Origin of the sequence: Bacillus sp. EKM420B (assembly GCF_011065565.1) — a bacterium.
Lineage (GTDB): Bacteria > Bacillota > Bacilli > Bacillales > Bacillaceae > Bacillus > Bacillus velezensis.
Genome location: NZ_JAAMNX010000002.1, coordinates 91,675 through 117,541 on the forward strand (window position 1 = coordinate 91,675; position 25,867 = coordinate 117,541).

Consider the following 25,867-nt stretch of genomic DNA (forward strand, 5'->3'; position numbering starts at 1 on the left):
GAGGCCCGCACGATGGGCCTCTTTTGTTATTCATCTAACAATGTCATCATTTGTTCCGGATAACGCTCGCCGGCCGCCGTTCCGATCGGAAACATCTCATCCAACCGCGCCTTCACATCCTCCGGAAGCACAATGTCGAGAGCGGCGAGGTTCTCTTCCAAGTAGTGTTTCTTTTTTGTACCCGGAATCGGAATGAGGTCATCGCCGTTTGCGAGAACCCATGCGAGCGCAAGCTGAGGCGCGGTGATATTCATTTCCCGGGCAATGGCGGTAAGCTTTTGGACGAGCCCTATATTCACCGCCAAATTGTCTTCCTGGAATCTCGGCGTTCTTCTTCTGTAATCATCGGCATCCAGCTGATCGGTCGACGTCATCTTTCCGGAAAGAAAACCTCTGCCGAGCGGACTGTAAGGCACAAAAGAGATGCCGAGCTCACGGCAGGCGGGCAGCACATGCTCCTCCGCTTCCCTGCTCCATAACGAATATTCCGATTGAAGCGCGGCAATCGGGTGAATGCGGACGGCGCGCCTGATCGTTTCTGCGGAAGCCTCTGACAATCCGATAAACCTCACCTTTCCTTCGTCTATCAGCTCCTTCATGGCGCCGACAGTTTCTTCAATCGGCACCCGCGGATCAACCCGGTGCAGATAATAAAGGTCGATATAATCCGTCCCGAGACGTTTCAGACTGGCGTCACACGCTTTTTTCACATAATCGGGCCGTCCGTTAATTTCGATAAACTCACCCTTTGCGCTTCGGACATAACCGAATTTCGTCGCGAGGCACAGCTCCTTTCTGAATGGGGCGAGCGCTCTGCCGACAAGTTCTTCATTCGCACCCAATCCATATTGATCAGCCGTATCAAACAAATTCACGCCGAGATGAACGGCATGATGCAGTGTGGAAATCGAATCTTCCTCACGCTGGCTGCCATAGTATTCCGACATGCCCATGCACCCTAACCCCATTGCGGAAACCCGCATCGAACCGATCGTTCTGTCCTTCATATGTCCGCCCCCTTTCTTATATGATAACCGGATTTCCTGATATTTGAAAATGATTTATGTATATGATTTGCATATTGTTATAAAATTTTTAAAAATCTGTAAATTGTATATTTTTTTATCGCAATTCCGTCATATAATGAAAATGTGGAAAAATTAACCTTAAAGAAAAGAGGCGAAGTCAATGTGTAAAAAGCTGTTCAAAGCCGTCCTCCCGTTTGCCCTGTCATTCACCATGGTTCTGTCATTCTCCGGTTTGAATGTAAAAGCGAAAGAAACAGAAACAGCCCGCTACGCAAAAGAAATCGCAGACCTTCAGCAGGGCACGACTCCTCAAGACGTTCTCCAATCCGCCAAAGAGCTTGCCAAACAGAAGCACGTTTCAACAGAAGCAATTCTCAAGCAGTTTCATCAAGAAATCACGGCAGACAAGGTGCAAGGAAATATAATCGCTTCCAAAGAAGGACTCTCTGCAATGGGCGGATCGTCAGGAACCAAAAAACTTCCGAAAAGCACAAAAGGCAATATTTATTACACGAACTCATACACGGCTTATTACAACCACGGGCATGTCGGCATGTATTCATCCGCTGATAAAATTGTCGAATCCGTGCCGGGAGACGGCGTCCGCCAGATTGCTTATAACGGCAGAGAAGTCGAAGACAATTCAATCGTCCAGACCGTGAAAGTTACCGATGCTCAAAAGCAAGCCGCCGCTGACTGGGCTGTATCAAGAGTGGGTGATGAGTACTCCTTCAACTTCGTCAATAACAGAAATACGGGCCATGAAGGCGCCAAAAACTGCTCAAAATTGCTGTGGTCGGCATTCCTTTTAAAAGCGGGGATTGATATCGACTCTAACGGCGGCTTAGGCGTATACCCGCGCGACATCACAAGCTCGTCCTACACAACCACGATCCTGACCATTCACTAAGGAGAACAACGTGAAAAAAATCATCTGGATACCCTTAGTGATCATCGCCGCCGCAGCGGTCTTATGCTTCTTCTATTTCCGCACGGAAGACCCTGCGGAGGTTGCGAGAGACACATTAAATGACCCTGATTTTCTGAAAGATAAAGAGGCGCTGCTGTATTTCTCCACTGCGGCTGACCAAGACACGTTCGGCGGCGGAAAAAGCTATGCCCTCTTCGCCGATGAAAAAGGGCGGCTCTCTTCTTATCAAATGAAGGGGCTTGAGCTCGGATCGGCCAAAGTGCATGACGAAAGCGTCCTGCTGGAGGACAAAAAAGGAATCTACACCGTTCAGGACGGCCTTCACACGTATAAAAGAGCGTACCAGCATACGGGAGACAGCGCGGGATATATCGAACGGGCGAAAGGCTTTTACACGCTGTATAATTCGGGCTACGACAAGAGCGGCGGCAGCTATCGCTCAGAGCTGTACCGCCAGATGGACGGCAGGTGGAAGCAAAACGTCATCCCGCACTATATCCGCGCTTCAGGCTTTTTTAAAGATCATCTTTTCGCGCTCACGCCGACAGATGACGAAAAAGGCTATCACGTCCAAGACATTCAGGCCGATAAAGAAAAGCTCCATACAACATCAATCGCGACATGGATGTATAAAGAAGGCACGTCAGTCGAATCCCAGCTCGCCGCGGACGACAGCGCCATCTGCTTTGTCACCAGAGGGGAAAAAGCCGATCACATCTATCAAATGGTGAAAGTCATGAAAAACAGCGGCGCCATCAAAACGTATGACATCGCCGCTTATAAAAATGACGAACAGACGATCTATGACTCCATGCCGTTCAGCTTCAAAAAAAGCTTTTTCATGGAGCGGCGCAGCTTCTATTTCGTTGACGGCTTCGGAACCGTCTACCGCATCAACCCTGAGACCGGAAAAAGCAAAAAGGCCTTCACCCTCCCCGCATCACGAATGAAAGCCGACTTCAAGGAGCTGACCCATCAAAACGGAAAGCTGTATCTGTTTACGTACAGCTACAAAAAGCCCGCCAAAATCGAGTCCTTCGACCTGAAAACGGGCAAAAAACTGAACGACCTGACCATCCCAAACTTAAAAAACATCGTCACGCCGAAAAGCCATCTCAAGCTGTATGATGTGCAGGTGATGGAGGGGTTTTAAAGAGTATGAACATTTGGGAAGAGCTTGCCGCTTTTGGTAAGCTTTTTATAATGAAACGTTACTGCAAGAAAGAAGGTGTTCATATGAAATCATTCAGTATCTTCTTATTGTTGTCCGTCATTTGTATAACCATTGTTTTTGTCATAATGAATATGTTGATTGGATACCCTGATGTGAGTAACGGGGCATTGATTATGATTGTATATATCGTTGTGACCCTCATGATAAGGCTATATAGCAAGAAAAAGAATAGAGGAATTTGAACCGTAAAAGCAGAAGACAGTCAGATGAAGGAGGGAGCCGATGAAGAAAAAGCTTGCCGCGGTGACCGTAACCATTCTCCTGGTTTCTGTAATAACCAACTCTTTTTTAAACGGCGGAAAGCCGGACTGGATTGATGTATGCTGTACGCTGCTGGCGTGTCTATTAGGAATTCTGTTCGTCCTTCGCTTAGAAAAAAGAGAAAACACGTAAAGAGCCGGATGCTGCAAACGCCGGCTCTTTTTGCGCGTGATTTGCCGAATTGTGGATAAAACTCAGCCCGAAGCACTACTAACATGTGTATAAATAGGTTATATTGAAAAGAGAACAATTGCCGCGCGCAAAAGAAAACCGGAGGATGTAACAATGAAAACCGCTTATTATTCTTGTGAAGAACATATCGAAACCGTGCTGGACATGTACATAGACGATCATGAGCTTCCGCCCGAAATCAGAAAAATCGAACATACTAACAGTTTATCCACAGCCTGTGAATTATGTGGGGACACTGCAACATATCTAGTAGGGAACGAATGATCCTACACAAAATACAGAAAAGATATCCACAATTGTGGACAATATATATGAATAACTTGTTTCTAAAGTGGGGATGACCTGTGAATATCAATATTGTGACAATCGGAAAACTAAAAGAAAAATACCTCAAGCAAGGCATTGAAGAATACAAAAAACGACTCTCAGCCTACGCAAAAATCGACATCATCGAACTCCCGGACGAAAAAGCACCGGAAAACCTGAGCGACCAAGACATGAAAATCGTCAAAGACAAAGAAGGCGAACGCATCCTTGCCAAAATCAGCCCGGACACCCACGTCATCGCCCTCGCCATCGAAGGAAAAATGAAAACATCCGAAGAACTGGCCGATACAATAGATAAGCTGGCGACATATGGAAAAAGCAAAATCACCTTCGTCATCGGCGGCTCACTCGGACTAAGCGACGCCGTCATGAAACGGGCAGACGACAAACTGTCATTCTCGAAGATGACATTTCCTCATCAGCTCATGCGGCTTATTTTGGTGGAGCAGGTTTATCGGGCGTTTCGGATTAATCGTGGGGAGCCTTATCATAAGTGAGTGAGGTTCTTGTTTTTAGAAATAAAATTGGAATATCCAATTTGGAGAAGATGGTGGTAATATGGAAAAAGTTGATTATAAAGAGTATCCGTAAATAAGAATTTGGGAAATCAAGGTTGCCACTATGCCGAATGTACCCAGAGGAGAGAAAGGTTTCTAAGAAACAATAAAATGTATTTTAAACACATTGAAAAATAAAACTCCAATCAATTCTCGTATTAAAATTGAAGGAAGTAAGCGTAATAATACATTAGAGCAATTATATATTAAATTAAGACCATCGGGGTTTGTAAAAAAAATTAATAACTGGGTGGGAGCTTTCTGCAGAAGCTGATAAATTTCTGGAATCAAGCATGTACTTAACTTTAAGAGTTTGAGAGTTATAGAAAAACTCCATTTAGATATATCATAGAGAGCCTTATTAAGGAATTGAACAAGCATATATGAAAACTGGATAAATTAATAACATTTCTATTTAGAATAATGGTATTTATAAGGTGAGATATAATTAATACCGTTTAAAAAAATAAATTAAGCCTAAAAAGTAAAAGGAAGTGTAATAGCATGGATAGAATAACAAAAAGTTTAATGATGGACTTTTCTAGTGTTATGGAAATGTCCTCTAAAGATCAAAGTAAATTGTTTGAAAACTTCTCTTGTTATAGCATAATTTCAAAAATACATAATGAAAAATTTGAGTTAGAGGATATTGTCGGAGGCGAAGGAGGTGATTGTGGAATTGATGGGATTGGAATTATTGTGAGTGGAATTATGATTAATACAATTGAGGAAATTGAGGATCTCTTGGACAGGTCAGGAAATATTTCTGAAGTAAAGTTTATAATTATACAGGCTAAAACCTCATCTTCTTTTAATGGTGCGGATATGCTGAATTTTGGAGACGGAGTATTAGACTTTTTTGCTGAAGAGCCTCAATTAGTTAGAAATGACTTTATTAAAAAGAAAGCAGAAATCGTAGAATTTATTATAGATAAAGCAGCTAGAATAAATAAGATGATAATTGAGTTATTTTATGTAACAACTGGCCAATGGTTAAATGATGTGAATCTAACTGCTAAAATAAATAAAATTGTAGGTGATATAAAAGCTTTAAATTTATTCAAACAGATTAAGTTCAATCCGGTGGGAGCCAATGAAATTCAAAAATATTACAGGCAATCAAAAGAAAAGGTAAGTGCCACCATTAATTTCCCTAATAGAGTAGTAATGCCTGATATTAAGGGAATAAATGAATCATACACTGGAACATTGAATTTAACTGAATACTTAAAACTAATAGAAGATGAATTAGGCAATATTAGAAGGTCAGTTTTTTATGATAATGTAAGAGACTATCAAGGAGAAAATGATGTTAATGAAAGCATTTCTAGCACCCTGAGATCAAATAACTCTGATAGACTAGCAGTACTTAATAATGGAGTTACAATAGTCGCAAAAAAAGTCTCAGTAGCAAGGCATGATTTTACTTTAGAGGATTATCAAATAGTAAATGGTTGTCAAACTTCCCATGTTATTTATTATAACAAGGATAATATAGACAACGAAAAAACTAATTTACCAGTCAAAATTATAATTACAGAAGATGAAGAAGTTATTAGTGATATTATTATTGCAAATAATAGTCAAACTGAAGTGAAGAAGGAAGAATTGATGGCACTATCTGATTTCCAAAAGAAGTTGGAGTTATTTTATAATTCCATTGAGGAATCAAAGAGGAAATTATTTTATGAGAGAAGATCAAAGCAGTATGACGCCGTTCCAAACATTGAAAAGGTTAGAATTGTAACTATTTCTTCTCAAATAAAAAGTTTTGCCTCTATGTATTTAGATAGACCAAACTTAGCAAGTAGATTTTATGGTAAATTATTAGAACAACTTTCAGAGTCTGCTTTTGTTGCAAATCATCAGCCCATGCCGTATTATACAAGTGCATTTGCACTATATAAACTAGAGTTTTACTTTAGAAATAAAAGTCTTGACTCTCGATTTCGAAAATTTCGCTTTCATATGCTGATGATGTTGAAATATTTTGTGAATAATGAAAATACCCCTAATATGGACTCTAAAAAAATCAACAGATATTGCGAGAATATTAACAAGGTATTATACGGTTCTAATGCATTGAATATTTTCAAAAAACTTACTGATATAATAGAAGATACTGTAGAGGATATAGGGGATACAGAGATAACCAAAAAGCAATCTTTGAATGCTATTTTAATAGAAAAGGTAACTGAATTAAGAAAAATGACTGTTTGAAAATTGTATTTGTATGAAAAAAAGTTTTTTTTTCAAACTAGATATACAATTAAATTAATAAAAACGCTTCAGACAAGACAGTTTGGCCGTTCTAATTTTAATATAGATTATGGATATTAACTGTTGATATCCATATCTTATCCTTATTATACAGGGGCTTACCACCTACTTTTTGTATGTTCAGTTCCCTTCTATTTCTCTATATAAATGAATATTAGACTGTAAAATAGATCATAATTCCCATATTTTAAAGAAGAGGAATCTAACAGATACCCTTGCGTGAGCTGAACGACACCCACTTCGGAAACAACTCAGTCAGTAATCTACGTGTGCTCTAAATTTGTTTCACGAAGTTATCTCCCATGCATGCAAATCAAAAGAAACCAATCACCTTATAGTCTCTCCAAGATATATTGGAAGAAATCAAGAGAGAAAGATTGAGTGTTTGTTCATTATGATTTTTTAAATTAGAATTCTTTAAAGCAGAAATAATTGTTTGATTAGCAAGTCTTGCTTTATAAGCATATTCGCTTTACTGTGAATTCTCTTGTTAGCTTATAGAGTGAAGAAAACACAAAAAAACCAGATTCCACTAAAAATCTGGTTTCCCTAAGCTATTAGAAGCAACCTACTGTTGCTTCTCTTTCACCATCTTTATAAAGAGAAAGAAGACAATGAATACAATAAAGTAATTCAATGGATTCTTAACGATGCTTATCTCCAGTGAAATCTGTAAGAGTATCCAGAGAATGAAGATGGCTAGTATTGAAGGAATGATGATTTTGTACATGTCGACCACCTTCCATAGTTAGTAAAAGAAAGGGGCGCGGGCCCCTTTTTCTTTATGGTTAAAAGCAAGATGCGGCAGCTCCTGTCATTGCACCGCCAACAGCGCCGGTAATTGCTCCAACGGCACCCGCTCCTACTGTTCCGATGCCGGGTATTGTGACTGTGCCTACAGCAGCTCCTGCAAGACCCAGTGTGCCGCCGCCAGTTACCGCACCGCCGCCAGTACCTAAAATACATTTCCCGACTGATTGGGTGCTGATTGAACCGCTCGTTTTTCCAGCGTCTTTGTTTACGACTTTGACTAAAACGCCATTTTTGGTTTTTTCATATTTCAGTGTAACGGGGTCACCATTTTTGTCAGTAGAGCTTTTCGGAAGAGCCTGCTCCTCGCCCGTTATGTTGTCTTTTATGGTTGCATTGCCTTTAGCGTCAATATGAACATCTGCGTGATTGAACGTCATCTTCAGCTCACTGTCGTTGAGGTTTTCAACTTTGTATGTAGCTTGGGATTCTGCGGCAGCCGCAGCATGGGGTAAAACCGGGAGGGCAAAGGCACCTGCTAGGAATACCAAGGCTGCCAGTTTCACTGCGGTTAGCTTCATTCTGCTTTGCATAATTGATCCTCCTCCTTTGGTTGCCATACTAACAAAGGCACTCTGCTTGTTAAACCCTTACCATATAAAATGATAAAAAATTCACCCAATTTCATCACATTAACCAACAAGGTTTGTATGTTTACCTTCGAAAGTCATAGGAGATCAGGGTTCATATCTGATGCGAAGTTATCAAGGAGGATAGAAACCGTAAAGAAGAGCTCAGAGAAGCACCTTTTATTGCAAACAACAGCTTCTTCCTCATTTTCCACACGACAGTATAAATCCCTTTCCGTCACGGAAACCTAGTGGAAAAGGTTTCTGAAAGGAGGGGGCGTATGATGAAAAGTGAAAAAATTCAAAACAAAACATCTTTGGTTTGGAAGATGGCGATTGCCTCTGCGGTTTCTTGGGAAGCGGCAAAACTGGCGGGCTCTGATCATTCCTATTTAGCGCCTCTATCTGTTATCTTATGTTTGCAGCCAACGATAGATCAGTCGATTCGCTTTTCTTTTCATCGTATTGCGGGAACTGCGATTGGGATCATGCTAACGTCCTTTCTTGTCAGTCACTTGCCAATGAATGGCTGGATGCTGGGGCTGTTCCTGTTAGGCGGGACTTACATAGCGAAGTGGTTGCGAATAGATGTAACGGTTCTGCATCAGGTAGCGCTCACCATTTTATTGGTCTTTACGTTTGAACGGAACTCTAAAGATTATGCATTCGACCGAATCATCGATACGGTGATCGGCGTCATCATCGCGATTCTGGTTCACATGTTCCTGTTTCCGCCGGATTACACAAAAAAGGCAGCGGACTCTTTTCAAACATTGGCCCGTCAGCTTTCCGACGCACTTTCAGACCTTTCCAAATGGGTGCAATCAGAGTGGGGGCAAGGAAAAGGGAACCTTATGGAATATAAAATGAACCATCTTCTGCAGGAGCTGCATATGACAAAAGAGATGCTGCAAACAGCTTCTGACAGTTTAAAATTCAACCCTGTCAGAAAAAAACATAAACACATCATTTCAAGCTATCAAATAGAGATGCAAAAGTTGAACGCCGGATTTGAGTATCTGTCAAATATAGTGAAAACGTTAAAAGAATGGGAAAAAGAAGGAGCTTTATCTTCAAGTGATAAAAGGGAGCTGGGGAATGATTTACAAGTGTTAAGTGAATACTTTTCGGGTCTTAAAGACATACAGGAGGGTGAAACAGACAATCGGAAACAGAAGGAACAGAACGTGTTATTGGAATCTCTCCGCTCCGACTTGCTGTCGCACCCGCCGCCCGGTCATAAGGTCTATAAAGACTCTTTTTTTTTAGAAACGAAGAAATTGCTGAAGCGTTTGTAATGTTTTCTGGAAAAAAAGAATACGGATATACAGATATGATCAGGTAAAAGCGGGGGACATGAGATGGATGATATACACCGGATTTTGGATGTCATCGCTAATTCTAAGAAGGCTAAGGTACTGGCTACCATCATTCAAACAGAGGGGTCCGCTTATAAGAAAGAAGGGGCTTCGATGTTGATTTTAGGGGATAAAACAAGAGTCGGCATGTTATCCGCCGGTTGTCTGGAAGAAGATCTCGTTGAAAGGGCAGAGCAGGTCTGGTCTGCGGGAGAGCCGTTGATTGTCCGCTTTGATATGAGTGCGGAGGACGATTTATCCTGGGGACAGGGCATTGGCTGTAATGGTGTTTTGACGGTGTTGCTTGAGCCTGTAAAAGGGGAATTGGAACGAAATCTGACGACAGTCAAGACATGCTTAGATGAAAAAAAGTCTGTGACCCGAATGAAACGATTCACTGAAACGTTAGAGCCGAAGGAAGATCTGTATATCGCTGAAGACGGCAGCGTGTTTGGAACCGGGGATGTTATGGAACAAGGCTGTATTCAAAAACTGAGACAGACGGAAAAGGGAATCAAAAGGGATGAACATACCTCTGATTTATTTTTTATCCATCAGATGGTGCCAAAACCTTGTTTATATGTCTTCGGAGCAGGGGAAGATGCGAAGCCGTTAGTTTCGTTGGCGGCTCGTGCGGGTTTTCATGTGACGGTGATTGACTGGCGCCCCGCTTTATGTCAGCACGGCCATTTTCCTGAAGCCGGCCATTTGATAACGGGAGCGCCGGAAGAAGTCATGGAAGGCCTGAGCATGACAAAAAGGGATTTTGTTGTCATTATGACGCACAGCTTTCAAAAAGATCAGATCATTTTACATACATTAAAAAACGAGAATGTGTTTTATAAAGGCGTTTTAGGCCCCAGAAGGCGCACGGAGCGGCTTTTAGGCGGGGGTGAGATTCCGGTAGATATTCATTCCCCTGTCGGACTTCCCATCGGGGCACAAGGCCCTGAGGAGATTGCTGTAAGTATTGTCGGCGAGATGATTAAAAAAATGCGAAAGCAAAGGTCTGCTTTATGAAAACAGCAGCCATTTACCTGGCAGCCGGTACAAGCAGACGCATGGGAACGGATAAGCGAAGTTTATTTCTCAGTGGCGTCTCTCTGGGAAGTATAGCTCTAAAAAATGCCTTGTTATCTGAATTAGATCATATTTTCGTTATTACGAGAAAGGGAGATTCACTGCATTGGCTTTCGGATTTTTTCTTTTTAGATCCCATATCAAATAAGTGGAGCCAGGCAGAATGTGAGCAAGCGGGTAAAGGCCAAGGCCATTCTATACAATGCGGTGTGAAAAAAGCGGCAGCGTACGAGGCTGACGCCGTTATCATTCTCCTTGCAGATCAGCCGTTTGTCACCGCAGATATCATCAATACGTTAATTGATTCCTATCAAAAGGAGCGCCGTTATTCATTCATCGCCGCTGAAAATCATCATCTTCCTATGCCCCCCATTTTATTCTCCAATCAATGTTTTCCGGTATTGCATCAGTTAAAGGGAGACCAGGGCGCCCGGCATGTGATCCGTGAAAGTATGATCAAGACGGGAAAAATGATCAGCTTTCAAGACCCTTTGCTTTTTTATGACGTCGATACAGCTGAAGATTATACGCTGCTGCTGAATAAATTCGGGGAGTGAATGAGTTGGAGTATATCGGGAAGAGTGTCATTCGGAAAGAGGCCCTTGAAAAAGTGACGGGTAAAGCGAAATATACGGATGATTTTCAAGAAACAGGGACGTTACACGCAAAAATGCTGACCAGTCCATATGCGCATGCCGATATTGTGTCGATGGACTTTTCAGAAGCTTGGAAGATTCCCGGCGTGAGAGCGATATTGGGGGATGAACCTTTTCCGCTTGCAGGTGAGGAAATTAAAGACAGATCGCCGATTGCTTATAAAAGGGTCAGATACCATGGTGAGCCGGTTGCTGTTGTTGTTGCGGAAAATCCGATTACAGCTAAAAAGGCCGCGGATGCCATCAAAGTATCCTATAAACCTCTTCCCGTCGTCAATTCCCCCCGTGAGGCCTTTCAAAAGGATGCGCCGCTCGTCCATGAACATGCGGACCGCTATGAGAAGACAAAAGGTGTATTCCCGGTTCCGAAGACAAATATCGCAAACTTGGATAAGGTTAGAAAAGGAAATATTGAAGACGGATTTAGGGAAAGTGATGTGACAGCAGAATTCCAGATTTCCTTTAACCCTTCTGATCACGCTGCGATGGAGACAAGATGCTCGATCGCTGAAATTCGGGCGGATGAGGAGATTATCATTACCACATCCTCTCAAGCCCCTTTTGCCATTAAAAAATTAATGCAGTGGTACTTTGGGATTGAACCCGGAAAGGTTATCGTCAAAACGCCTTTAGTAGGAGGAGCGTACGGGGGAAAAGCAGCCGTTCAGTTAGAGGTCATTGCCTATTTGGCCTCAAAAGCAGTCGGAGGCCGGCCCGTCAAATTGTTTAATACGAGAGAAGAGGATATGATCACATCTCCCGTTCATGTAGGATTGGATGCCATTGTCAAATTAGGGGCCACAAAGGATGGAATTTTAAAGGCGGCGGACATTCAGCTTTTATTTGATGGCGGAGCATACTCTGATAAAGGAGTGGACATCAGCCGGGCTGCGGTGGTTGATTGTACGGGTCCGTACGCTATCGACCATATATCGTGTGATTCATATTGTATGTATACGAATCATCCATATCCCAGTGCATTCAGAGGCTACAGCCATGCTGAAGTGTTATTTGCCTTTGAGCGGACGATGGATGTATTGGCGGAAAAGCTGAACATGGACCCGTTAGAACTTCGCAATAAAAATGCCATTCGCCCCGGTGATACCACACCGACTCAAGTTCTTCTCAATTCAAGCACGGTCGGAAATGTACCGAAATGTATTGAAAGATTGAAGGAATTAATGAATTGGGACGAGGGACAGCGAATTGAAATCGACGGCCGGAAGATACGGGCGAAGGGAATCAGCTGTATTTGGAAAACCTCAACATTTGATACAAATGCAACGTCCGGAGTGATTTTAACCTTTAATCCTGATGGAAGCATTAATTTGATGTCAGGGGTCGTGGAAATTGGAACAGGGACAAAAACAGTGCTAGCCCAAATCTTAGCGGAACGAATGAAAATGGATATAAGCAAAATTCACGTAAAAATGCTTGTGGACACACAAACAACTCCCGAGCATTGGAAAACCGTCGGGAGCAGAGGGACGTTAATGGCCGGAAATGCCGTACTGAATGCAGCGGAGGAAGCCATTCGAAAGCTTAAGGACGCGGCTTCATGTGTGTTGCGGGTTCCTGTCGAGGAATTGGAAGTGGCCGACGGAAAGGTTTATTTTATAGATCATCCTTCTGTACATGTTGAAATAAAAGACATTGCTTACGGATATACATTTCCGAATGGAAATACCATTGGCGGCCAAATCATTGCGAGCGGCAATTACACATTAACCCGGATGACGAATTTAGACCGGGAAACGGGAAGAGGAAAGCCGGGACCCGAGTGGGCTGTCGGTGCTCAGGGAATTGAAGTTGAGTTGGATAAGAGGGATTATACGTATCGAATTACAAAAGCCTATTCTGTTGTGGATATAGGAACTGTACTGAATGAAAAAGCTGCAAGGGGGCAAGTGATGGGGGGGATGAGTATGGGAATCGCATTCGGAGGAAGAGAAACCTTTGTCTTTGATCCGTATGGCAGAGTATTAAATCCTCAGCTTAGAACATACCGCCCCCTTCACTATGGAGAGCAGCCTGAATATATCATTGAATTTGTTGAAACCCCGCATGTGATTGCGCCTTATGGAGCGCGCGGCGGCGGGGAACACGGACTGTTGGGGATGCCGGCAGCATTGGGAAATTGCCTTTCCGCCGCTTTAGGTGTCCAATTGAATCAACTTCCTCTCATTCCCGAACAATTATGGAGGACGCAAGAGGGGTGGAAAGATGATACCGTTTGATTTTGATTATTTTAAACCGAAGACCATTCAAGAAACAATCAATCTATTTCACTCGCTTGCGGCTGAAAAGAAAACACCGATGTATTATTCCGGCGGCACGGAAATTATCACGTTAGGAAGGCTGAATATCGTCTATACGGATGCGGTGATAGATATGAACGCGCTTCCGGAATTTCACGCCATCCGCTTTTATGAAAATGATCTGGTGATCGGAGCGGGCGTGTCATTAACGAAACTGGAGGAAGAAAATCCATTTCCGCTATTAAGTAAAACAGTCAGTGAAATAGCCGATCGGACGACTCGAAATAAGATCAGCCTGGGCGGAAACATTTGCGGGGGCATCTATTACCGTGAGGCCGTGCTGCCGTTGCTGATTTCTGATAGTTTGCTAGGGATTGCAGGGAGAGCGGGGATTCATTACCGCCCCATAAATAAAGTATTTAACAAGGAAATACAGTTGCGAAAAGGAGACTTTTTATTTCATGTCGTTGTCGATCGAGCGTATGTTGACCTGCCGTTTGTCAGTATCAAAAGAAGACAGCAGTGGAATGTCGGATATCCATTGGTGACAGTCTGTGCGCTGAAAAAAGATGATGAGATCAGAATGGCCTTCAGCGGCGTATGTCCATTTCCGTTTCGTTCTGCTGAAATGGAGGCTGTGCTTAACGATAAAAGCTATTCATTAGAAGATAGAGCGCGCAGGTCTTTACAGTATGTACCCAAACCCGTTCTTGATGATGCGGAAGGCTCAAGTGAATACCGAATATTTGTCTTGCAACATACAATTTTAGATGCCTTACAGGAATTAGAAGGAGGTCCAAATGTCTGATCCTATTACGTTAAAAGTAAATGGCGAGGAAAGACAGATGACGGTCAGACCGGCTGATACTTTGTTATTTGCTCTTCGTCTTCGTCTCGGATTAACTGGTGCAAAACCGGGCTGCTTAAATGGGGATTGCGGCGCCTGTACGGTATTAACGGACGGGGTGCCGATGAAATCTTGCTTAATGCTTGCGGCAGAAGGGGAAGGAAAGGACATTACGACAATTGAAGGACTGATCAATACGCCGATTCAAAAGGCTTTTATTGAAAAATTCGCGTTTCAATGCGGTTATTGCACACCGGGTTTTCTAATGAATTGTCATGCTTTAGTGAATACTGAGCCGAATGCAAGTGATGACACGATAAAAAATTGGCTGGAGTCCAATATTTGCAGATGTACGGGTTACAGGGAGATTGAAGAAGCGGTTAAATCAGTTTTACATGCAGGGAAAGGGGATCATTAGCCGTTGTTACGGAGAATCATAAAAAAGAGCCCAGAGAATCATCCCTGAACTCCATATTCTTCACTTCATATACCGATACTCCCGCAGTTTCTCCAAAATCGCGACTTCTTTCATCAGTTCTTCACCGACATTCGTTTCTTTCACTTTCTTCCGCTCCAGCTCTTTGTCAACTAATCGTTTCACCGTTAAGACGTCGGTTCCGGTGCTCAGCACTTCGGCCTTGGAGTTAAAGTGTTTATGGGCGACGAGCTGCATGCCGTAGGAGTTGTATAAGAGCGTGTAGCCGGCGATGCCTGTTGTGGATTGGTAGGCTTTGGAGAAGCCGCCGTCGATGACGATCATTTTTCCGTTTGCCTTGATCGGATCTTCGCCTTCGATTTCTTTTACCGGTGTATGGCCGTTGATGATATGGCCGTGATCCGGATTGAGGCCGAATTCCTTCAGGATGTTTCGGCAGGTTGCCTCGTCTTCACGCAAATAGTAATACGGGTTTTTCTTTTCTTTATGCGTTTCCTTCTCCTTAATGAAATACCGCTCAAAGGTTGTCATGGCCCGTTTTCCGAAGAGGGAGGAGTATTCGCCTGTCCATAAGTACCACGTCATATCTGTCGCCAGATCATCAGTTTCTTCCGGATGGGCAAACGCTTCCCGTAAGAACCGTTCAAATACATCGAGCAGCTCACGGCCCGCATAAGCTTTATCCTCTATCATCATCGTTTCCATGCTGCCGTTTTCATCGACGGGAATACAGCCGTGAATCAACAGGTTGCCGTTATATTTCAGATACAGGCTGCCTTTTTTCATCATAAAATTCATATGGCGGCCCAGCTTTTCGGAGTGCTGGACAGAAAACAGCAGCTTGTCCATGACTTCTGCTTCTTCTTCTAGCAGCTCGTCAGGCTGTTTAGGATTCACCGTCGCAAAGCAGGTGTTTTCCAGTTGATATGTTTTTCCGTTCAGCGTGATTTCATTGCGGTCATAATCGATCTTTTCCAGTAACAGCCGTTCTTCCATATTAAAGTTCGGCCGTCTCTTAATAATCGGGCTCTCAAGCTTGAATTGGATCATCGCGATCGCCTGATGAATTTTTGTGATTTGTTTAATCTCATCTTCCGGTCTGTTTTCGTCCGCTTTCGGGCGGAAAGACGGGTTATCATCGTAATATTTTTCGGCAAGGTTCAATAGCGGTCTCAGATTGATGCCGTAAACGTCTTCAATAATATCCAGATTGTCATAGCGGGCACAGATGCGGATAATGTTTGCCAGGCATACTTTTGAGCCGGAATAAGCGCCTATCCAGAGAACATCATGATTCCCCCATTGAATATCCACTGAATGATAGTTGATCAGTTCTTCCATGATTTTATCCGGCTGCGGTCCGCGGTCATAAATATCGCCGACAACATGCAGATGGTCGACCACCAATCGCTGCGTGCTGTAGGCAAGACCGGTGATCAGCTTATCGGCCTGGCCGAGCGCAATGATCTGTTCTATGATTTCGGAGTAGTATTGTTCCTTGTTGGCGGCTTGTTCTGTTTTGTACAGCAGCTCTTCGGAAATATAAGCAAATTGGGCGGGCAGCGCTTTGCGCAATTTGGAGCGGGTGTACTTGGAAGAACAATAAGAAACGAGCTTAATCATCCGATGAATCGTTTCTTTATACCACTCGTTCAATGCCTCTTTCGTATCAAAGTTATGTTTGATCAGCTTCAGTTTGTCTTCCGGGTAATAGACCAAAGCCGCCAGTTCATCAATTTCTCTATCGTAAATGACGCCGCTGAAAATATCGCGGATCTTCTCTTTTACTCTTCCTGAACCGTTCCGCAGCACGTGCTGGAATGCCTGATACTCCCCGTGCAGATCACTGACGAAATGCTCGGTTCCTTTCGGCAGGTTCAGTATCGCTTTCAGATTAATGATTTCCGTGACCACTTTTTCTTCACAATCGTATTTTTGTGCGAGCAGATCTAAATATTTGGTTTCCAATCTCGTCCATCCCCTTTTTATTTACGAGCAATTGTATGGTAAGGTGAATTTAAAGTATGACATAATGTTTACATCATTAGACCTTATATGATAGTACCGCATAACGCCTTTTTGAGACAATGAAAACGGAAAATACGGCGCTTCAGGCATCGAAAATTGGACCGGGATAACGCCGTGAGCTCATCCCCCTATTGACAATGAATTCAACTTCCATTAAAATAAAAAGTTAGCTGATAGTTGTTTCTGTCGGAAACTTAATACGTAGCAGGCTATGATTGCTGTGGGTCGCACTACAGCAGGAGCGGCTTCTGGAGAGACCGCGGGTTTTCCGCGGCGCCGAAGGGTTCACAATCTCAGGCAAAAGGACAGAAGAGTACCGAATATGTATTTGTCATGCTGTTGATTGTCAGCGGCGCAAATATAATTTGATATTCTTATGACCATGAGATTGGAGGGCATCCAATCTCTTTTTTTATTGGCTTTTTTTGCTCGTCGTTCACTAGAGAGGTAAGGAGGAGTCAGATGTGGAGCAGCGAGAGCTAAAGAGGGACTTATCGAATCGGCACGTGCAGCTGATCGCCATTGGCGGCACGATCGGCACCGGATTGTTTTTAGGGTCCGGTAAGGCGATTCAGCTGGCGGGTCCTTCTATCATCTTTGCGTATTTTATTGTAGGTATTGCGCTTTTTTTCGTCATGCGGGCGCTGGGAGAACTGCTGTTATCTAAAGCGGGCTACCAATCATTAACGGATATAGCCGAGGCGTATTTAGGGCCGCGTGCAGCGTTTGTCACCGGCTGGACCTACTGGTTTTGCTGGATTATGACGGCTATGGCGGATGTGATCGCCGTCGGTGTGTATGTGAAATATTGGTTTGATATTCCGCAGTGGATTCCGGCACTTATCTGTTTGCTCATTTTATTAGGGCTTAATCTGTTAACGGTTAAGATTTTTGGAGAATTGGAGTTTTGGTTCGCCTTAATTAAGGTAGTCACGATTCTCGCGTTAATTGTCATTGGGGTGGTTCTGCTGGTGATTGGGTTCAAAACGCATACCGGAACGGTTTCAGCGGCGAATCTGTGGGAGCACGGCGGCTTGTTTCCGAACGGATTTTCAGGCTTTTTGCTTTCGTTCCAGATGGTGATTTTCGCCTATGTCGGTGTGGAATTAGTGGGTGTGTCAGCGGCGGAAACGTCAAATCCGAAAAAAAATATTCCGTCCGCTATCAATAAAATTCCTTTACGGATTTTATTTTTCTACGTCGGGGCATTGATCATTCTTTTATGTATTAATCCGTGGATGCAGCTGAATGCAACGGAAAGTCCATTTGTAAAGACCTTCAGTCTGGTCGGCATTCCGTTGGCTGCGGGAATCATTAATTTTGTCGTATTAACGTCTGCCGCTTCTGCTTGTAACAGCGGGATGTTTTCAACAAGCCGGATTTTGTATAACTTAAGCAAAACGAAACAGGCGCCGGCAAGTTTTGCGAAGCTGAATAAAAATCATGTGCCGAGCCGCGCGTTATGGATATCGGTTATTGTGCTGTCAGCGGGCGCTCTTTTAAGCAAATTGATACCGGAAGCGGCCTTTGGCATCGTGACCACCATCAGCGCGATTTGTTTCATTTGGGTGTGGGGTGTGATTCTTGTCTGTCATATCAGATACAGGAAAACCCGTCCGGACTTACACGCAAGCTCGTCTTTCAAGGCGCCGTTTGCACCGTTTATCAATTACGCCGTGCTGTCGCTGTTTGCCGTCATTCTGGTGATTATGCTGTTTGCGGATGCGACGCGCCCGGCTTTGCTGCTGACGCCGCTGTGGTTTATTGGATTATTTCTCATCTATCGGGCGAGAGGGAGAAAGACAGATTGAATGGCTTTAATATAAAAAAGCGCTATCCTGCCGTGTAAGCAGGGTAGCGCTTTTTACATTAATTCCGGATCAAATAATCAAATGCGCCTAAAGCGGCAGTTGCACCTGATCCCATGGAGATAATGATTTGGTTGTACGGGCCGTCTGTGCAGTCCCCTGCGGCAAATAGGCCGGGAACGCTTGTCGCGCCGCTCTTATCGACGATGATTTCGCCGATGCGGTTGCGTTCGACGGTTTCGTCTAACCATTCTGTATTAGGCACGAGACCGATTTGGACGAATACACCTTGGAGTTCAACGTGTTTTTCTTCGCCTGTTTCACGGTCAACGAACGTAATGCCGTTTACGTTTTGGTCGCCTGTGATTTCTTTCGTTTGTGCATTTTTGTGCACAGTGACGTTTGGCAGGCTGTAAAGACGTTTTTGCAGGACTTCGTCTGCTTTCAGTTCAGGCGCGAATTCCAGCACAGTCACGTGATTGACGATACCTGCAAGGTCAATCGCCGCTTCGATTCCGGAGTTTCCGCCGCCGATAACGGCTACGTCTTTGCCTTCAAATAATGGTCCGTCACAGTGCGGGCAGTATGCAACACCTTTGTTTTTGAACTCTTGCTCACCAGGTACGTTGACATTGCGCCAGCGGGCACCTGTTGAAAGGATCACTGTTTTACTTTTCAGTACAGCGCCGTTTTCGAGTTCAAGTTCGAAGAGGTCTTTTTTCTCAAGGCGTTTCGCGCGCTGAAGGTTCATGACGTCAATATCATAATCTTTCACGTGCTCTTCAAGGCTTGCAGCGAGCTTCGGTCCTTCAGTCGCTTTGACGCTGATGAAGTTTTCGATGCTCATGGTGTCGAGTACCTGGCCGCCGAAGCGTTCAGCGACGACACCGGTGCGGATGCCTTTACGCGCCGTGTAGATGGCCGCGCTTGCGCCGGCAGGTCCGCCGCCGACAACAAGAACGTCAAACGGGTCTTTGTCGGCAAACTCAGACGCATCTGCGCCGCTGCCCATTTTCGCGAGAATCTCTTCGATGGTCATACGGCCGCTTCCGAAAGATTCACCGTTTAAGAAAACAGTCGGAACAGCCATAATGTTTTTGCTTTCTACTTCTTCTTTGAATGCCGCGCCGTCAATCATTGTATGTGTGATATTCGGGTTGAGCACGCTCATCATGTTTAATGCTTGGACGACATCAGGGCAGTTGTGGCACGTCAGGCTGATATAAGACTCAAAGCAGTATTCTCCGCTGATGTTTTTAATCTGGTCAATGACCTTTTGATCAGCCTTAGGCGCTCTGCCGCTGACTTGAAGCAATGCCAGCACTAATGATGTAAATTCGTGGCCGAGAGGAACACCGGCGAATGTAACGCCTGTGTCTTCTCCGGTACGATTAACGCTGAAGCTCGGTGTTCTGTTTAATTCAGTTTTTTCAACTGAAATTTTAGATGACATGGAAGCCAGTTCGTCAACGAGAGCCAGCATATCCTTAGAAGTGTCATCGTCACCGGCGCTTACTTTGAGAACAATGTCGTTCTCAATTAGCTGCATGTATTGATTTAATTGTGCTTTGATATTTGCATCAAGTACCAATGGAATGCACTCCTTAGATTTTACCTACCAAATCAAGGCTAGGTGTAAGTGTTTCGCCGCCTTCTTCCCATTTAGCCGGGCAGACTTCACCTGGGTTTTGACGAACGTATTGAGCTGCTTTTACTTTGTTTACTAGGTTGCTTGCGTCACGGCCGATACCGCCTGCATTGATTTCAACTGTTTGGATAACGCCATCAGGATCGATGATGAATGTTCCGCGGTCAGCAAGACCAGTTTCTTCGTCAAGAACGTCGAAGTTGCGGGAGATCGTTTGAGATGGGTCACCGATCATTGCGTAAGTGATTTTGCCGATTTTTTCAGAGCTGTCATGCCAGCCTTTGTGTACGAAGTGAGTATCTGTAGAAACAGAGTATACTTCAACACCTAATTCTTTCAGTGCAGCGTATTGTCCTTGAAGATCTTCAAGTTCAGTCGGGCAAACGAAAGAGAAATCCGCTGGGTAGAAGCAGAAAACGCTCCATTGACCTTTCAAATCTTCGTTTGTTACATCGATGAATTCACCGTTTTTGAAAGCTTTTGCTTCGAATGGCAGTACTTCTTTTCCGATTAAAGACATAATATCTTCCTCCTGAAATGTGATTTGAAATATATTAAAAAGACAAAGCATTCACTTTATCTTTCAATAATAATTCTAATTATATATAGATTATTAAATAACATTTATTTTTTGTCAAGCTATATGGGGTATTATTTTCTGCTTTTTTTGCTTTAGACATTTAAAAGCGCCTGGTATAAGCGGTTTGTCGCTGTTTGTCATGTGTAGCGCCGGGCGAAAGGGGGATTCTCAATTGGTGAATCGAAACAGTAGGAATCACCCCCTCTATATGGCAGTATAAACCAAAGGGGGTATGATCATGCAAATAAATCACATTACTTTGTACAGTTGTGCGTTGGAGGAGACGAAACACTTCTATGAACGGGTGTTAGGTTTTCCTTTAATTGATGAGTCCGGTGATTCGTTTACCATCAAGGCGGGAGAAAGTGAGTTGGAATTCAGGCGCGCCGATTCTCACTCTCAACCGAATTATCATTTCGCGTTTAACATTCCGAATAATCGTTTTGATGAGGCGAAGGCGTGGATAAAGGATAAAGTCGTTTTTCAAACGGAAGATGGGGAGGATGAGGTGTATTTCACTCATATTCAGGCGCGTTCCTTTTATTTCAAAGATTCGTCCAACAATCTGGCGGAATTCATCGCGAGAGACACATCGCCGCCAAGCGCGGAACGTTTTTCGATTGAGTCCGTTCTTAATATCGGCGAGGTGAATCTGACGGCTGCCGAGGTGGTATCGACGGGGAAGGAGCTGCAGCGTTTCGGTATACCGGTGAGAGACGGCGCGCCTCTTAAGGAAAACGGGTTTCATTTTATGGGTGATTACAATGATGGGGCGTTTTTGCTTTTAGGGCCGAGCGGCCGCCGCTGGATTTTTTCTGATCAGCATGCGGTGTTCCATCCGCTGTCTGTCATTGTGAACGGGACGATCCGCATTGAGGCTGACGGAGAAGGCGGCATTGACATCAGGAGGGCACAGCCGTCATAAAAAAGCCCGGGCTCAAAAGGCCCGGACTTGGGGACACTATTTATAAACAACCCGGGTGCTGCACATGATGTCGTGCAGCGTTTTTTTCTCTCCGAAGGCGCCCATGATGAATCCGATATAAAGAATGAGCTTAGATATGATATAAGCGAAAGCGCGTCCGAAGGCCTGGCCGATGGAAATGCGTCCGCCATCTTCATTGACGACCTTAAGGCCGAGCAATGCTTTTCCCAGGGTCCCCTGCATCTTTGAGGCTGTGAGCAGGCTGAAATATAAGATGCTGATTACAAAAGAGCTCACAAGAATCGGGATGACGCCGAACACCAGAAAAGAGATGTTAAACTGATTTTCGGTCATGAAGGGGTCAGCCGCCGCAACGCCTGCCGCAAATAAAAAAGAGACCATAAATTGAATGATAAAAATCGGAATTCCTATGATGATTTGATCAATGACGTAAGCCAGAAACCGAATCCAAAATCCTGCCGGTCTTTCCATGTATCTTTTTCTCTCCCTTGCTTTAATCTGGAATATTATACGTAATCATTCCGGATTTTGCAACGGAGCTTAAGCTTCTGCGAGCAGCCTCTTTCCCCATGCCAAGCGTCCCATGATCAGCCCGAAAGCCAGAAGGGCAAACATGATGCCGCACCACATCAGCTGATGGATTCCCAAATGTGAAATAAACCAGCCGCCCGCCGCCGTTCCGATGGTGATGCCGAGGTTGGAAAAAGAGACAAACAGGCTGTTGCCGAATTCGGGCGCCTCCTTTGCTTCCGCAGTAAGCCATGTCTGGCTGACAATGAGACCGCCGGAATGAACGGCGCCCCATACGAAGACGAGGACGGCCATCGGCGCGAAAGACGTCCCAAACCCGTATATGAGCAAGTAGGCGGCTGTATAAAGAAGCGGAAACAGGATGACGGTCTTTTTCATATTTTTATATAACAAAGCACCGAAGACGAAATTCCCGGCTATCATAATCACCCCGAAACTCATCAGCATGAAGCTGACCCATGTGCCGATCATATGGGACACCCGCCCGAGGTACTCCGCAAAATAGCTGTAGACAGAAAACATGGCCGCAAAGAGACAGGTGACGGCAGCGATATTGAGCCACAAAGCCGGTTTGCGAAGAATGCCGAGCTGGCTACTGAAAGACATTTTTTCTATGACCGGCATGGATGGCAAAAAGAGAAGAATGCCCGTGAACGCAATGAGACTGATGATAGCGCCGAATAAGAAGGCGGCTTCAACAGAGAGACGATCCGCCAGATAAGACGTGAAAGGCACGCCGAACGCAAAGCCGGCGGTGATGCCTGAAAAGACTTTCGTTACGGCTTTTCCGGATTGGCCGGCGGGGACAAGCCGGGCCGCGGCCGCAAGCGCTACAGAAAAGAACACCGGGTGGCATAAAGCCGGAATGATCCGAAACGCCAGCATGACACTGAAATGCGCCGTATACGCGTAGACCGCATTTGAAACGGCAAACATCAGCACCGCTAAAAGCAGAATGTATTTTCGGTTTATACCTGAAGCAAGCAAGGTCAAAAACGGTCCCGACACAGCGACGATGAACGCGAAAATACTGACAAGCCACCCCGCTTTTGAAGCAGAAATATGAAATCTGTCCGCCACTTGCGGAAGAACGCCGATAATGCCCATCTCGGTCGTGATAATCCCGAAAACCCCTAGTGCCAAAAATAGAATGAAGATGGAGCTGCTTTTTTTCATTGTTATGTATGCCTCCTTTTATAACTACATATACAGAAAAATGGATATGTTAGAACAAAAAAAGCCCTCCTTTCATGGTTATAGCTGGTGCTGGACATAGTCAGCAAAGGCTTTAATTTGTTTTTCATTTCTTCTGTAATAGGTCCACTTTCCGATTCGTTCGGATTCAAGCAGGCCGGCTTTTTGCATCGTCAGCAGGTAGCTGGAGATGACGGACTGCGCAAGCCCTGACTTTGCCTGAATATCACCGACGCAAATTCCGGTGCGGAAACTGAGTCCCTGATCAAGATAAGGTCTTTCATCAAAATGGTCTTCCGGGTGTTTAAGCCACGTCATAATATCACTTCGTGTTTTGTTAGATAACGCTTTATGAATCAATATCGGTTCCATAACGTTTATTATATCTATTTTTCTGGATTTGTAAATTCGTTTTTAACAAAACATTCTCAAAATAACTAAATATCGTGCTAAAATATAACATATTATCAGATTACCGGTAAAAAAGCCGGGTTATTGTCAGGAGGATATTCACATGAATCAAAAGAAAAAAGGTGCGGTTGCGGTGACCTTGCTTTCCGCTCTGATGTTTTGTTTATTGCCGGTCCTCGTCTCGCTTTCTCCGCTTGCAGAAACGGGGCCGAACGCGAATCGTTTTAATTCCGCGGGCATGTGGGCCGCCGTCGGCCAGATCCTTGTGATATATGCGGTCCCGCTCATTATGTATATTCTCGGTGTTCGTGGCATGAAAATCATCATGGCTGTTTTTTGCGGAATCGGGCTTATCATTTGCGCGGCTGTCTTGTTGGTGGCGTTATTGACCGCAATTTCCTTAGGGCAGGAGCTGTCTCTTTATTACGGCCTTTTCGTTTGGTCAGGCGCGGCTTTCATCGTCAATGTGGTGTGGTATATTGCTGCGTTTCGATCATCCCCGAAGCATCAGCAGGCTATGTGACATTTGTTCTATAAATCTACCGAAAATACAAATATTTCATAGGATGATTATGGTATGATGAAAGCGGTATAGCAGTTTTTAATAGAAACGGGAGGAACTGACATTGAAAAAAAAGACAGCTTCATTGCGAGTGAAAACATTGGCGGCCGGCGCTGCGGTTGCTGCGGCTTTATCTGTGGGAGCGGTTACTGATCTGCCGGGGGCAAAATGGCTGCATCCGGCGGCTGCTCAAGCCGCGGAAACGGTATTTAAACAAAATCATGCGGCATCCGGTTTCTTGGCGGGACGGTATGACGCGCAGGCGATGTCTCCGACGATGTTCAACTGGTCAAGAGAAAGCCGGTTTACAAGCACTGCCGATGGCGCGTTAAAATGGGAAAAGAATGTTCCGGCCAATCCTCAAAACGGCGCGGGAGCCGCGGTTGACGGGGACGGCACCGTATTTATTCAATCAAAAGACGGGAAGCTGACGGCGTATCATCCGGACGGTACTGTGAAATGGGTGACGGAAAACCTCGGGACGACCTATACGCTGACTCCGGTGCTCGGAACAAACGGTGTTATTTATCTTCCTTCTCACGATAAAAAACTGTATTTCATCGACAAAGAAACCGGAAACATTTTAACATCGGTTCCGTTGAGCGGAGCGCCTAGTTCCGATGCGGCTATCGGCTCTGACGGCACGCTGTATGTGTCGACGCTGGATAACTATATCTATGCGATTAAACCGACGTCGCCTTCGACATGGACGCAGAAGTGGAAGTTTAAAACAAACGGCGTGGTCGGTTCCGCTCCCGTGTTAGCATCAAACGGCACTCTGTATACGGCAACGTACAATAATATCTTTTACGCGATCAATTCCGGAACGGGCCAAGTGAAATGGTCAAAAACGACGTCCAACGGGTTTAAAGGTTATCCGGTTATAGATAGAGACGGCACCGTTTACGCCGGAAACCAGGACGGCAACTTATATGCCTATACATCAACGGGTGCTGTAAAGTGGACGTTCCCGTTAAACGGTTTCTCCAGCTCTTCATTAGCGATCGACCATAACGGCAATGTGTATATCGGTTCCGGAAGCGGCGAGCTGTTTTCCATCAGCAAAACCGGCAATATGAACTGGTCTTTCTATACGGACGGGGCTGTGAGAACGGCGCCGCTGATTGATGCGGACGGCAATGTGTACTTCGGCTCTGACGATAAAAACGTCTATGCGGTTGACGCTGACGGTAATGAAAAATGGCGCTATCAAACAGACAGCAATGTCATTTCCTCCCCGGTTCTGGCTGAAGACGGCACGCTTTATGTCGGCACTTATACGAAACTGCTCGCATTCGGAGCAAAATAATATAAAAAAGAATCCGCGTCATCTGC

26 protein-coding genes and 1 riboswitch are annotated in these 25,867 nt (G+C 44.5%); of the genes, 17 read left to right on the forward strand and 9 right to left on the reverse strand.

The features are described from left to right. Positions 1-26 precede the first annotated feature (26 nt). The gene (locus G9F48_RS05440) at positions 27-1,007 is read right to left on the reverse strand and encodes an aldo/keto reductase (RefSeq protein ID WP_165409155.1); all 981 of its coding nucleotides are present in this window, start codon (positions 1,005-1,007) and stop codon (positions 27-29) included. Between the two features lie 181 nt (positions 1,008-1,188). Between G9F48_RS05440 and G9F48_RS05445 the strand changes: the two genes are divergently transcribed. The 7 genes from G9F48_RS05445 to G9F48_RS05475 all read left to right on the forward strand — a co-directional run bounded on the left by G9F48_RS05445 (position 1,189) and on the right by G9F48_RS05475 (position 6,750). Continuing rightward, the gene (locus G9F48_RS05445) at positions 1,189-1,938 is read left to right on the forward strand and encodes a YiiX/YebB-like N1pC/P60 family cysteine hydrolase (RefSeq protein WP_165409156.1); all 750 of its coding nucleotides are present in this window, start codon (positions 1,189-1,191) and stop codon (positions 1,936-1,938) included. Positions 1,939-1,948: 10 nt separating this feature from the next. After that, positions 1,949-3,112: a hypothetical protein gene (locus tag G9F48_RS05450; RefSeq protein WP_165409157.1), complete on the forward strand. Its 1,164-nt coding sequence runs from the start codon at positions 1,949-1,951 to the stop codon at positions 3,110-3,112. A gap of 5 nt (positions 3,113-3,117) precedes the next feature. Beyond that, a complete protein-coding gene (locus tag G9F48_RS05455; protein ID WP_238785805.1) occupies positions 3,118-3,375 on the forward strand; it encodes a hypothetical protein in 258 nt (85 codons plus the stop codon). Positions 3,376-3,415: 40 nt separating this feature from the next. Next, complete coding sequence (locus G9F48_RS05460) at positions 3,416-3,586, forward strand: hypothetical protein (protein WP_004393146.1); 171 nt, start codon at positions 3,416-3,418, stop codon at positions 3,584-3,586. A 153-nt stretch (positions 3,587-3,739) separates the two neighbouring features. Beyond that, a complete protein-coding gene (locus G9F48_RS05465; RefSeq protein ID WP_004393147.1) occupies positions 3,740-3,910 on the forward strand; it encodes a CxxH/CxxC protein in 171 nt (56 codons plus the stop codon). Positions 3,911-3,990: 80 nt separating this feature from the next. Next, positions 3,991-4,470, forward strand: coding sequence for a 23S rRNA (pseudouridine(1915)-N(3))-methyltransferase RlmH (rlmH, locus tag G9F48_RS05470; RefSeq protein ID WP_025650077.1), 480 nt, complete (start codon positions 3,991-3,993; stop codon positions 4,468-4,470). Between the two features lie 564 nt (positions 4,471-5,034). Beyond that, complete coding sequence (locus G9F48_RS05475; RefSeq protein ID WP_070082644.1) at positions 5,035-6,750, forward strand: AIPR family protein; 1,716 nt, start codon at positions 5,035-5,037, stop codon at positions 6,748-6,750. Positions 6,751-7,378: 628 nt separating this feature from the next. On the opposite strand, the gene G9F48_RS05480 is transcribed toward G9F48_RS05475, so the two are convergent. Both G9F48_RS05480 and G9F48_RS05485 read right to left on the reverse strand, forming a co-directional pair. Continuing rightward, a complete protein-coding gene (locus G9F48_RS05480; protein ID WP_004393168.1) occupies positions 7,379-7,540 on the reverse strand; it encodes a hypothetical protein in 162 nt (53 codons plus the stop codon). Between the two features lie 58 nt (positions 7,541-7,598). Beyond that, positions 7,599-8,153, reverse strand: coding sequence for a Pathogenicity island protein (locus G9F48_RS05485; RefSeq protein WP_165409158.1), 555 nt, complete (start codon positions 8,151-8,153; stop codon positions 7,599-7,601). A gap of 317 nt (positions 8,154-8,470) precedes the next feature. On the opposite strand from G9F48_RS05485, the gene G9F48_RS05490 reads away from it, so the two are divergent. The 6 genes from G9F48_RS05490 (at position 8,471) to G9F48_RS05515 (ending at position 14,806) form a co-directional block, all read left to right on the forward strand. Beyond that, on the forward strand, positions 8,471-9,487 hold the full coding sequence (locus G9F48_RS05490; RefSeq protein WP_165409159.1) for an FUSC family protein: 1,017 nt from the start codon (positions 8,471-8,473) through the stop codon (positions 9,485-9,487). A 63-nt stretch (positions 9,488-9,550) separates the two neighbouring features. Beyond that, complete coding sequence (locus G9F48_RS05495; protein ID WP_165409160.1) at positions 9,551-10,567, forward strand: XdhC family protein; 1,017 nt, start codon at positions 9,551-9,553, stop codon at positions 10,565-10,567. Next, positions 10,564-11,184: an NTP transferase domain-containing protein gene (locus tag G9F48_RS05500; RefSeq protein WP_165409161.1), complete on the forward strand. Its 621-nt coding sequence runs from the start codon at positions 10,564-10,566 to the stop codon at positions 11,182-11,184. Before G9F48_RS05495 ends, G9F48_RS05500 begins: the two co-directional genes overlap by 4 nt. A gap of 5 nt (positions 11,185-11,189) precedes the next feature. Then, on the forward strand, positions 11,190-13,520 hold the full coding sequence (locus G9F48_RS05505) for a xanthine dehydrogenase family protein molybdopterin-binding subunit (RefSeq protein WP_165409162.1): 2,331 nt from the start codon (positions 11,190-11,192) through the stop codon (positions 13,518-13,520). Further along, positions 13,507-14,349, forward strand: a complete 843-nt coding sequence (locus G9F48_RS05510) for an FAD binding domain-containing protein (RefSeq protein ID WP_156735347.1) — start codon at positions 13,507-13,509, stop codon at positions 14,347-14,349. Before G9F48_RS05505 ends, G9F48_RS05510 begins: the two co-directional genes overlap by 14 nt. After that, on the forward strand, positions 14,342-14,806 hold the full coding sequence (locus G9F48_RS05515) for a (2Fe-2S)-binding protein (protein ID WP_165409163.1): 465 nt from the start codon (positions 14,342-14,344) through the stop codon (positions 14,804-14,806). Before G9F48_RS05510 ends, G9F48_RS05515 begins: the two co-directional genes overlap by 8 nt. A gap of 60 nt (positions 14,807-14,866) precedes the next feature. Here G9F48_RS05515 and fbp read toward each other — a convergent pair whose 3' ends face one another. Next, positions 14,867-16,792 (reverse strand): fructose-1,6-bisphosphatase, encoded by a 1,926-nt coding sequence (fbp, locus tag G9F48_RS05520; RefSeq protein ID WP_146275918.1) that lies wholly within the window; start codon positions 16,790-16,792, stop codon positions 14,867-14,869. A gap of 298 nt (positions 16,793-17,090) precedes the next feature. Further along, positions 17,091-17,171, forward strand: a riboswitch (glycine riboswitch). A gap of 145 nt (positions 17,172-17,316) precedes the next feature. Here fbp and G9F48_RS05525 point away from each other — a divergent pair. Then, positions 17,317-18,663 carry an amino acid permease gene (locus G9F48_RS05525; protein ID WP_165409164.1) on the forward strand — a complete coding sequence of 449 codons (1,347 nt, stop codon included), beginning with the start codon at positions 17,317-17,319 and terminating at the stop codon, positions 18,661-18,663. Positions 18,664-18,721: 58 nt separating this feature from the next. Here G9F48_RS05525 and ahpF read toward each other — a convergent pair whose 3' ends face one another. Together ahpF and ahpC are read right to left on the reverse strand one after the other, a co-directional pair. Further along, on the reverse strand, positions 18,722-20,251 hold the full coding sequence (gene ahpF / locus G9F48_RS05530) for an alkyl hydroperoxide reductase subunit F (protein ID WP_165409165.1): 1,530 nt from the start codon (positions 20,249-20,251) through the stop codon (positions 18,722-18,724). Positions 20,252-20,264: 13 nt separating this feature from the next. After that, positions 20,265-20,828, reverse strand: a complete 564-nt coding sequence (gene ahpC, locus G9F48_RS05535) for an alkyl hydroperoxide reductase subunit C (protein ID WP_004393188.1) — start codon at positions 20,826-20,828, stop codon at positions 20,265-20,267. A 298-nt stretch (positions 20,829-21,126) separates the two neighbouring features. Between ahpC and G9F48_RS05540 the strand changes: the two genes are divergently transcribed. Then, positions 21,127-21,813, forward strand: a complete 687-nt coding sequence (locus G9F48_RS05540) for a VOC family protein (RefSeq protein WP_165409166.1) — start codon at positions 21,127-21,129, stop codon at positions 21,811-21,813. A gap of 36 nt (positions 21,814-21,849) precedes the next feature. On the opposite strand, the gene G9F48_RS05545 is transcribed toward G9F48_RS05540, so the two are convergent. From G9F48_RS05545 to G9F48_RS05555, 3 genes are all read right to left on the reverse strand, one after another. Continuing rightward, positions 21,850-22,305, reverse strand: a complete 456-nt coding sequence (locus G9F48_RS05545) for an RDD family protein (protein ID WP_004393190.1) — start codon at positions 22,303-22,305, stop codon at positions 21,850-21,852. 69 nt (positions 22,306-22,374) lie between these two features. After that, positions 22,375-23,541 (reverse strand): MFS transporter, encoded by a 1,167-nt coding sequence (locus G9F48_RS05550; RefSeq protein WP_165409167.1) that lies wholly within the window; start codon positions 23,539-23,541, stop codon positions 22,375-22,377. Positions 23,542-23,619: 78 nt separating this feature from the next. Continuing rightward, complete coding sequence (locus tag G9F48_RS05555) at positions 23,620-23,931, reverse strand: ArsR/SmtB family transcription factor (protein ID WP_007407855.1); 312 nt, start codon at positions 23,929-23,931, stop codon at positions 23,620-23,622. Positions 23,932-24,073: 142 nt separating this feature from the next. On the opposite strand from G9F48_RS05555, the gene G9F48_RS05560 reads away from it, so the two are divergent. Both G9F48_RS05560 and G9F48_RS05565 read left to right on the forward strand, forming a co-directional pair. Then, positions 24,074-24,493 (forward strand): DUF5391 family protein, encoded by a 420-nt coding sequence (locus tag G9F48_RS05560; protein WP_004393203.1) that lies wholly within the window; start codon positions 24,074-24,076, stop codon positions 24,491-24,493. Between the two features lie 103 nt (positions 24,494-24,596). Continuing rightward, entirely contained in the window at positions 24,597-25,841 is a 1,245-nt protein-coding gene (locus G9F48_RS05565; RefSeq protein WP_165409168.1) for an outer membrane protein assembly factor BamB family protein, read from the forward strand. Positions 25,842-25,867: the final 26 nt, after the last annotated feature.

Bases quoted from the DNA above. Each gene is read 5' to 3' on its own strand.
- G9F48_RS05560 (WP_004393203.1), top strand. From the start codon at position 24,074: ATGAATCAAAAGAAAAAAGGTGCGGTTGCGGTGACCTTGCTTTCCGCT.
- G9F48_RS05495 (WP_165409160.1), top strand. From the start codon at position 9,551: ATGGATGATATACACCGGATTTTGGATGTCATCGCTAATTCTAAGAAG.
- G9F48_RS05485 (WP_165409158.1), bottom strand. From the start codon at position 8,153: ATGCAAAGCAGAATGAAGCTAACCGCAGTGAAACTGGCAGCCTTGGTA.
- G9F48_RS05445 (WP_165409156.1), top strand. From the start codon at position 1,189: ATGTGTAAAAAGCTGTTCAAAGCCGTCCTCCCGTTTGCCCTGTCATTC.
- G9F48_RS05515 (WP_165409163.1), top strand. From the start codon at position 14,342: ATGTCTGATCCTATTACGTTAAAAGTAAATGGCGAGGAAAGACAGATG.
- G9F48_RS05490 (WP_165409159.1), top strand. From the start codon at position 8,471: ATGATGAAAAGTGAAAAAATTCAAAACAAAACATCTTTGGTTTGGAAG.
- G9F48_RS05540 (WP_165409166.1), top strand. From the start codon at position 21,127: ATGCAAATAAATCACATTACTTTGTACAGTTGTGCGTTGGAGGAGACG.
- G9F48_RS05545 (WP_004393190.1), bottom strand. From the start codon at position 22,305: ATGGAAAGACCGGCAGGATTTTGGATTCGGTTTCTGGCTTACGTCATT.
- G9F48_RS05510 (WP_156735347.1), top strand. From the start codon at position 13,507: ATGATACCGTTTGATTTTGATTATTTTAAACCGAAGACCATTCAAGAA.
- G9F48_RS05480 (WP_004393168.1), bottom strand. From the start codon at position 7,540: ATGTACAAAATCATCATTCCTTCAATACTAGCCATCTTCATTCTCTGG.
- G9F48_RS05440 (WP_165409155.1), bottom strand. From the start codon at position 1,007: ATGAAGGACAGAACGATCGGTTCGATGCGGGTTTCCGCAATGGGGTTA.
- G9F48_RS05465 (WP_004393147.1), top strand. From the start codon at position 3,740: ATGAAAACCGCTTATTATTCTTGTGAAGAACATATCGAAACCGTGCTG.
- G9F48_RS05460 (WP_004393146.1), top strand. From the start codon at position 3,416: ATGAAGAAAAAGCTTGCCGCGGTGACCGTAACCATTCTCCTGGTTTCT.
- G9F48_RS05555 (WP_007407855.1), bottom strand. From the start codon at position 23,931: ATGGAACCGATATTGATTCATAAAGCGTTATCTAACAAAACACGAAGT.
- G9F48_RS05455 (WP_238785805.1), top strand. From the start codon at position 3,118: ATGAACATTTGGGAAGAGCTTGCCGCTTTTGGTAAGCTTTTTATAATG.
- ahpC (WP_004393188.1), bottom strand. From the start codon at position 20,828: ATGTCTTTAATCGGAAAAGAAGTACTGCCATTCGAAGCAAAAGCTTTC.
- G9F48_RS05550 (WP_165409167.1), bottom strand. From the start codon at position 23,541: ATGAAAAAAAGCAGCTCCATCTTCATTCTATTTTTGGCACTAGGGGTT.
- G9F48_RS05500 (WP_165409161.1), top strand. From the start codon at position 10,564: ATGAAAACAGCAGCCATTTACCTGGCAGCCGGTACAAGCAGACGCATG.
- G9F48_RS05475 (WP_070082644.1), top strand. From the start codon at position 5,035: ATGGATAGAATAACAAAAAGTTTAATGATGGACTTTTCTAGTGTTATG.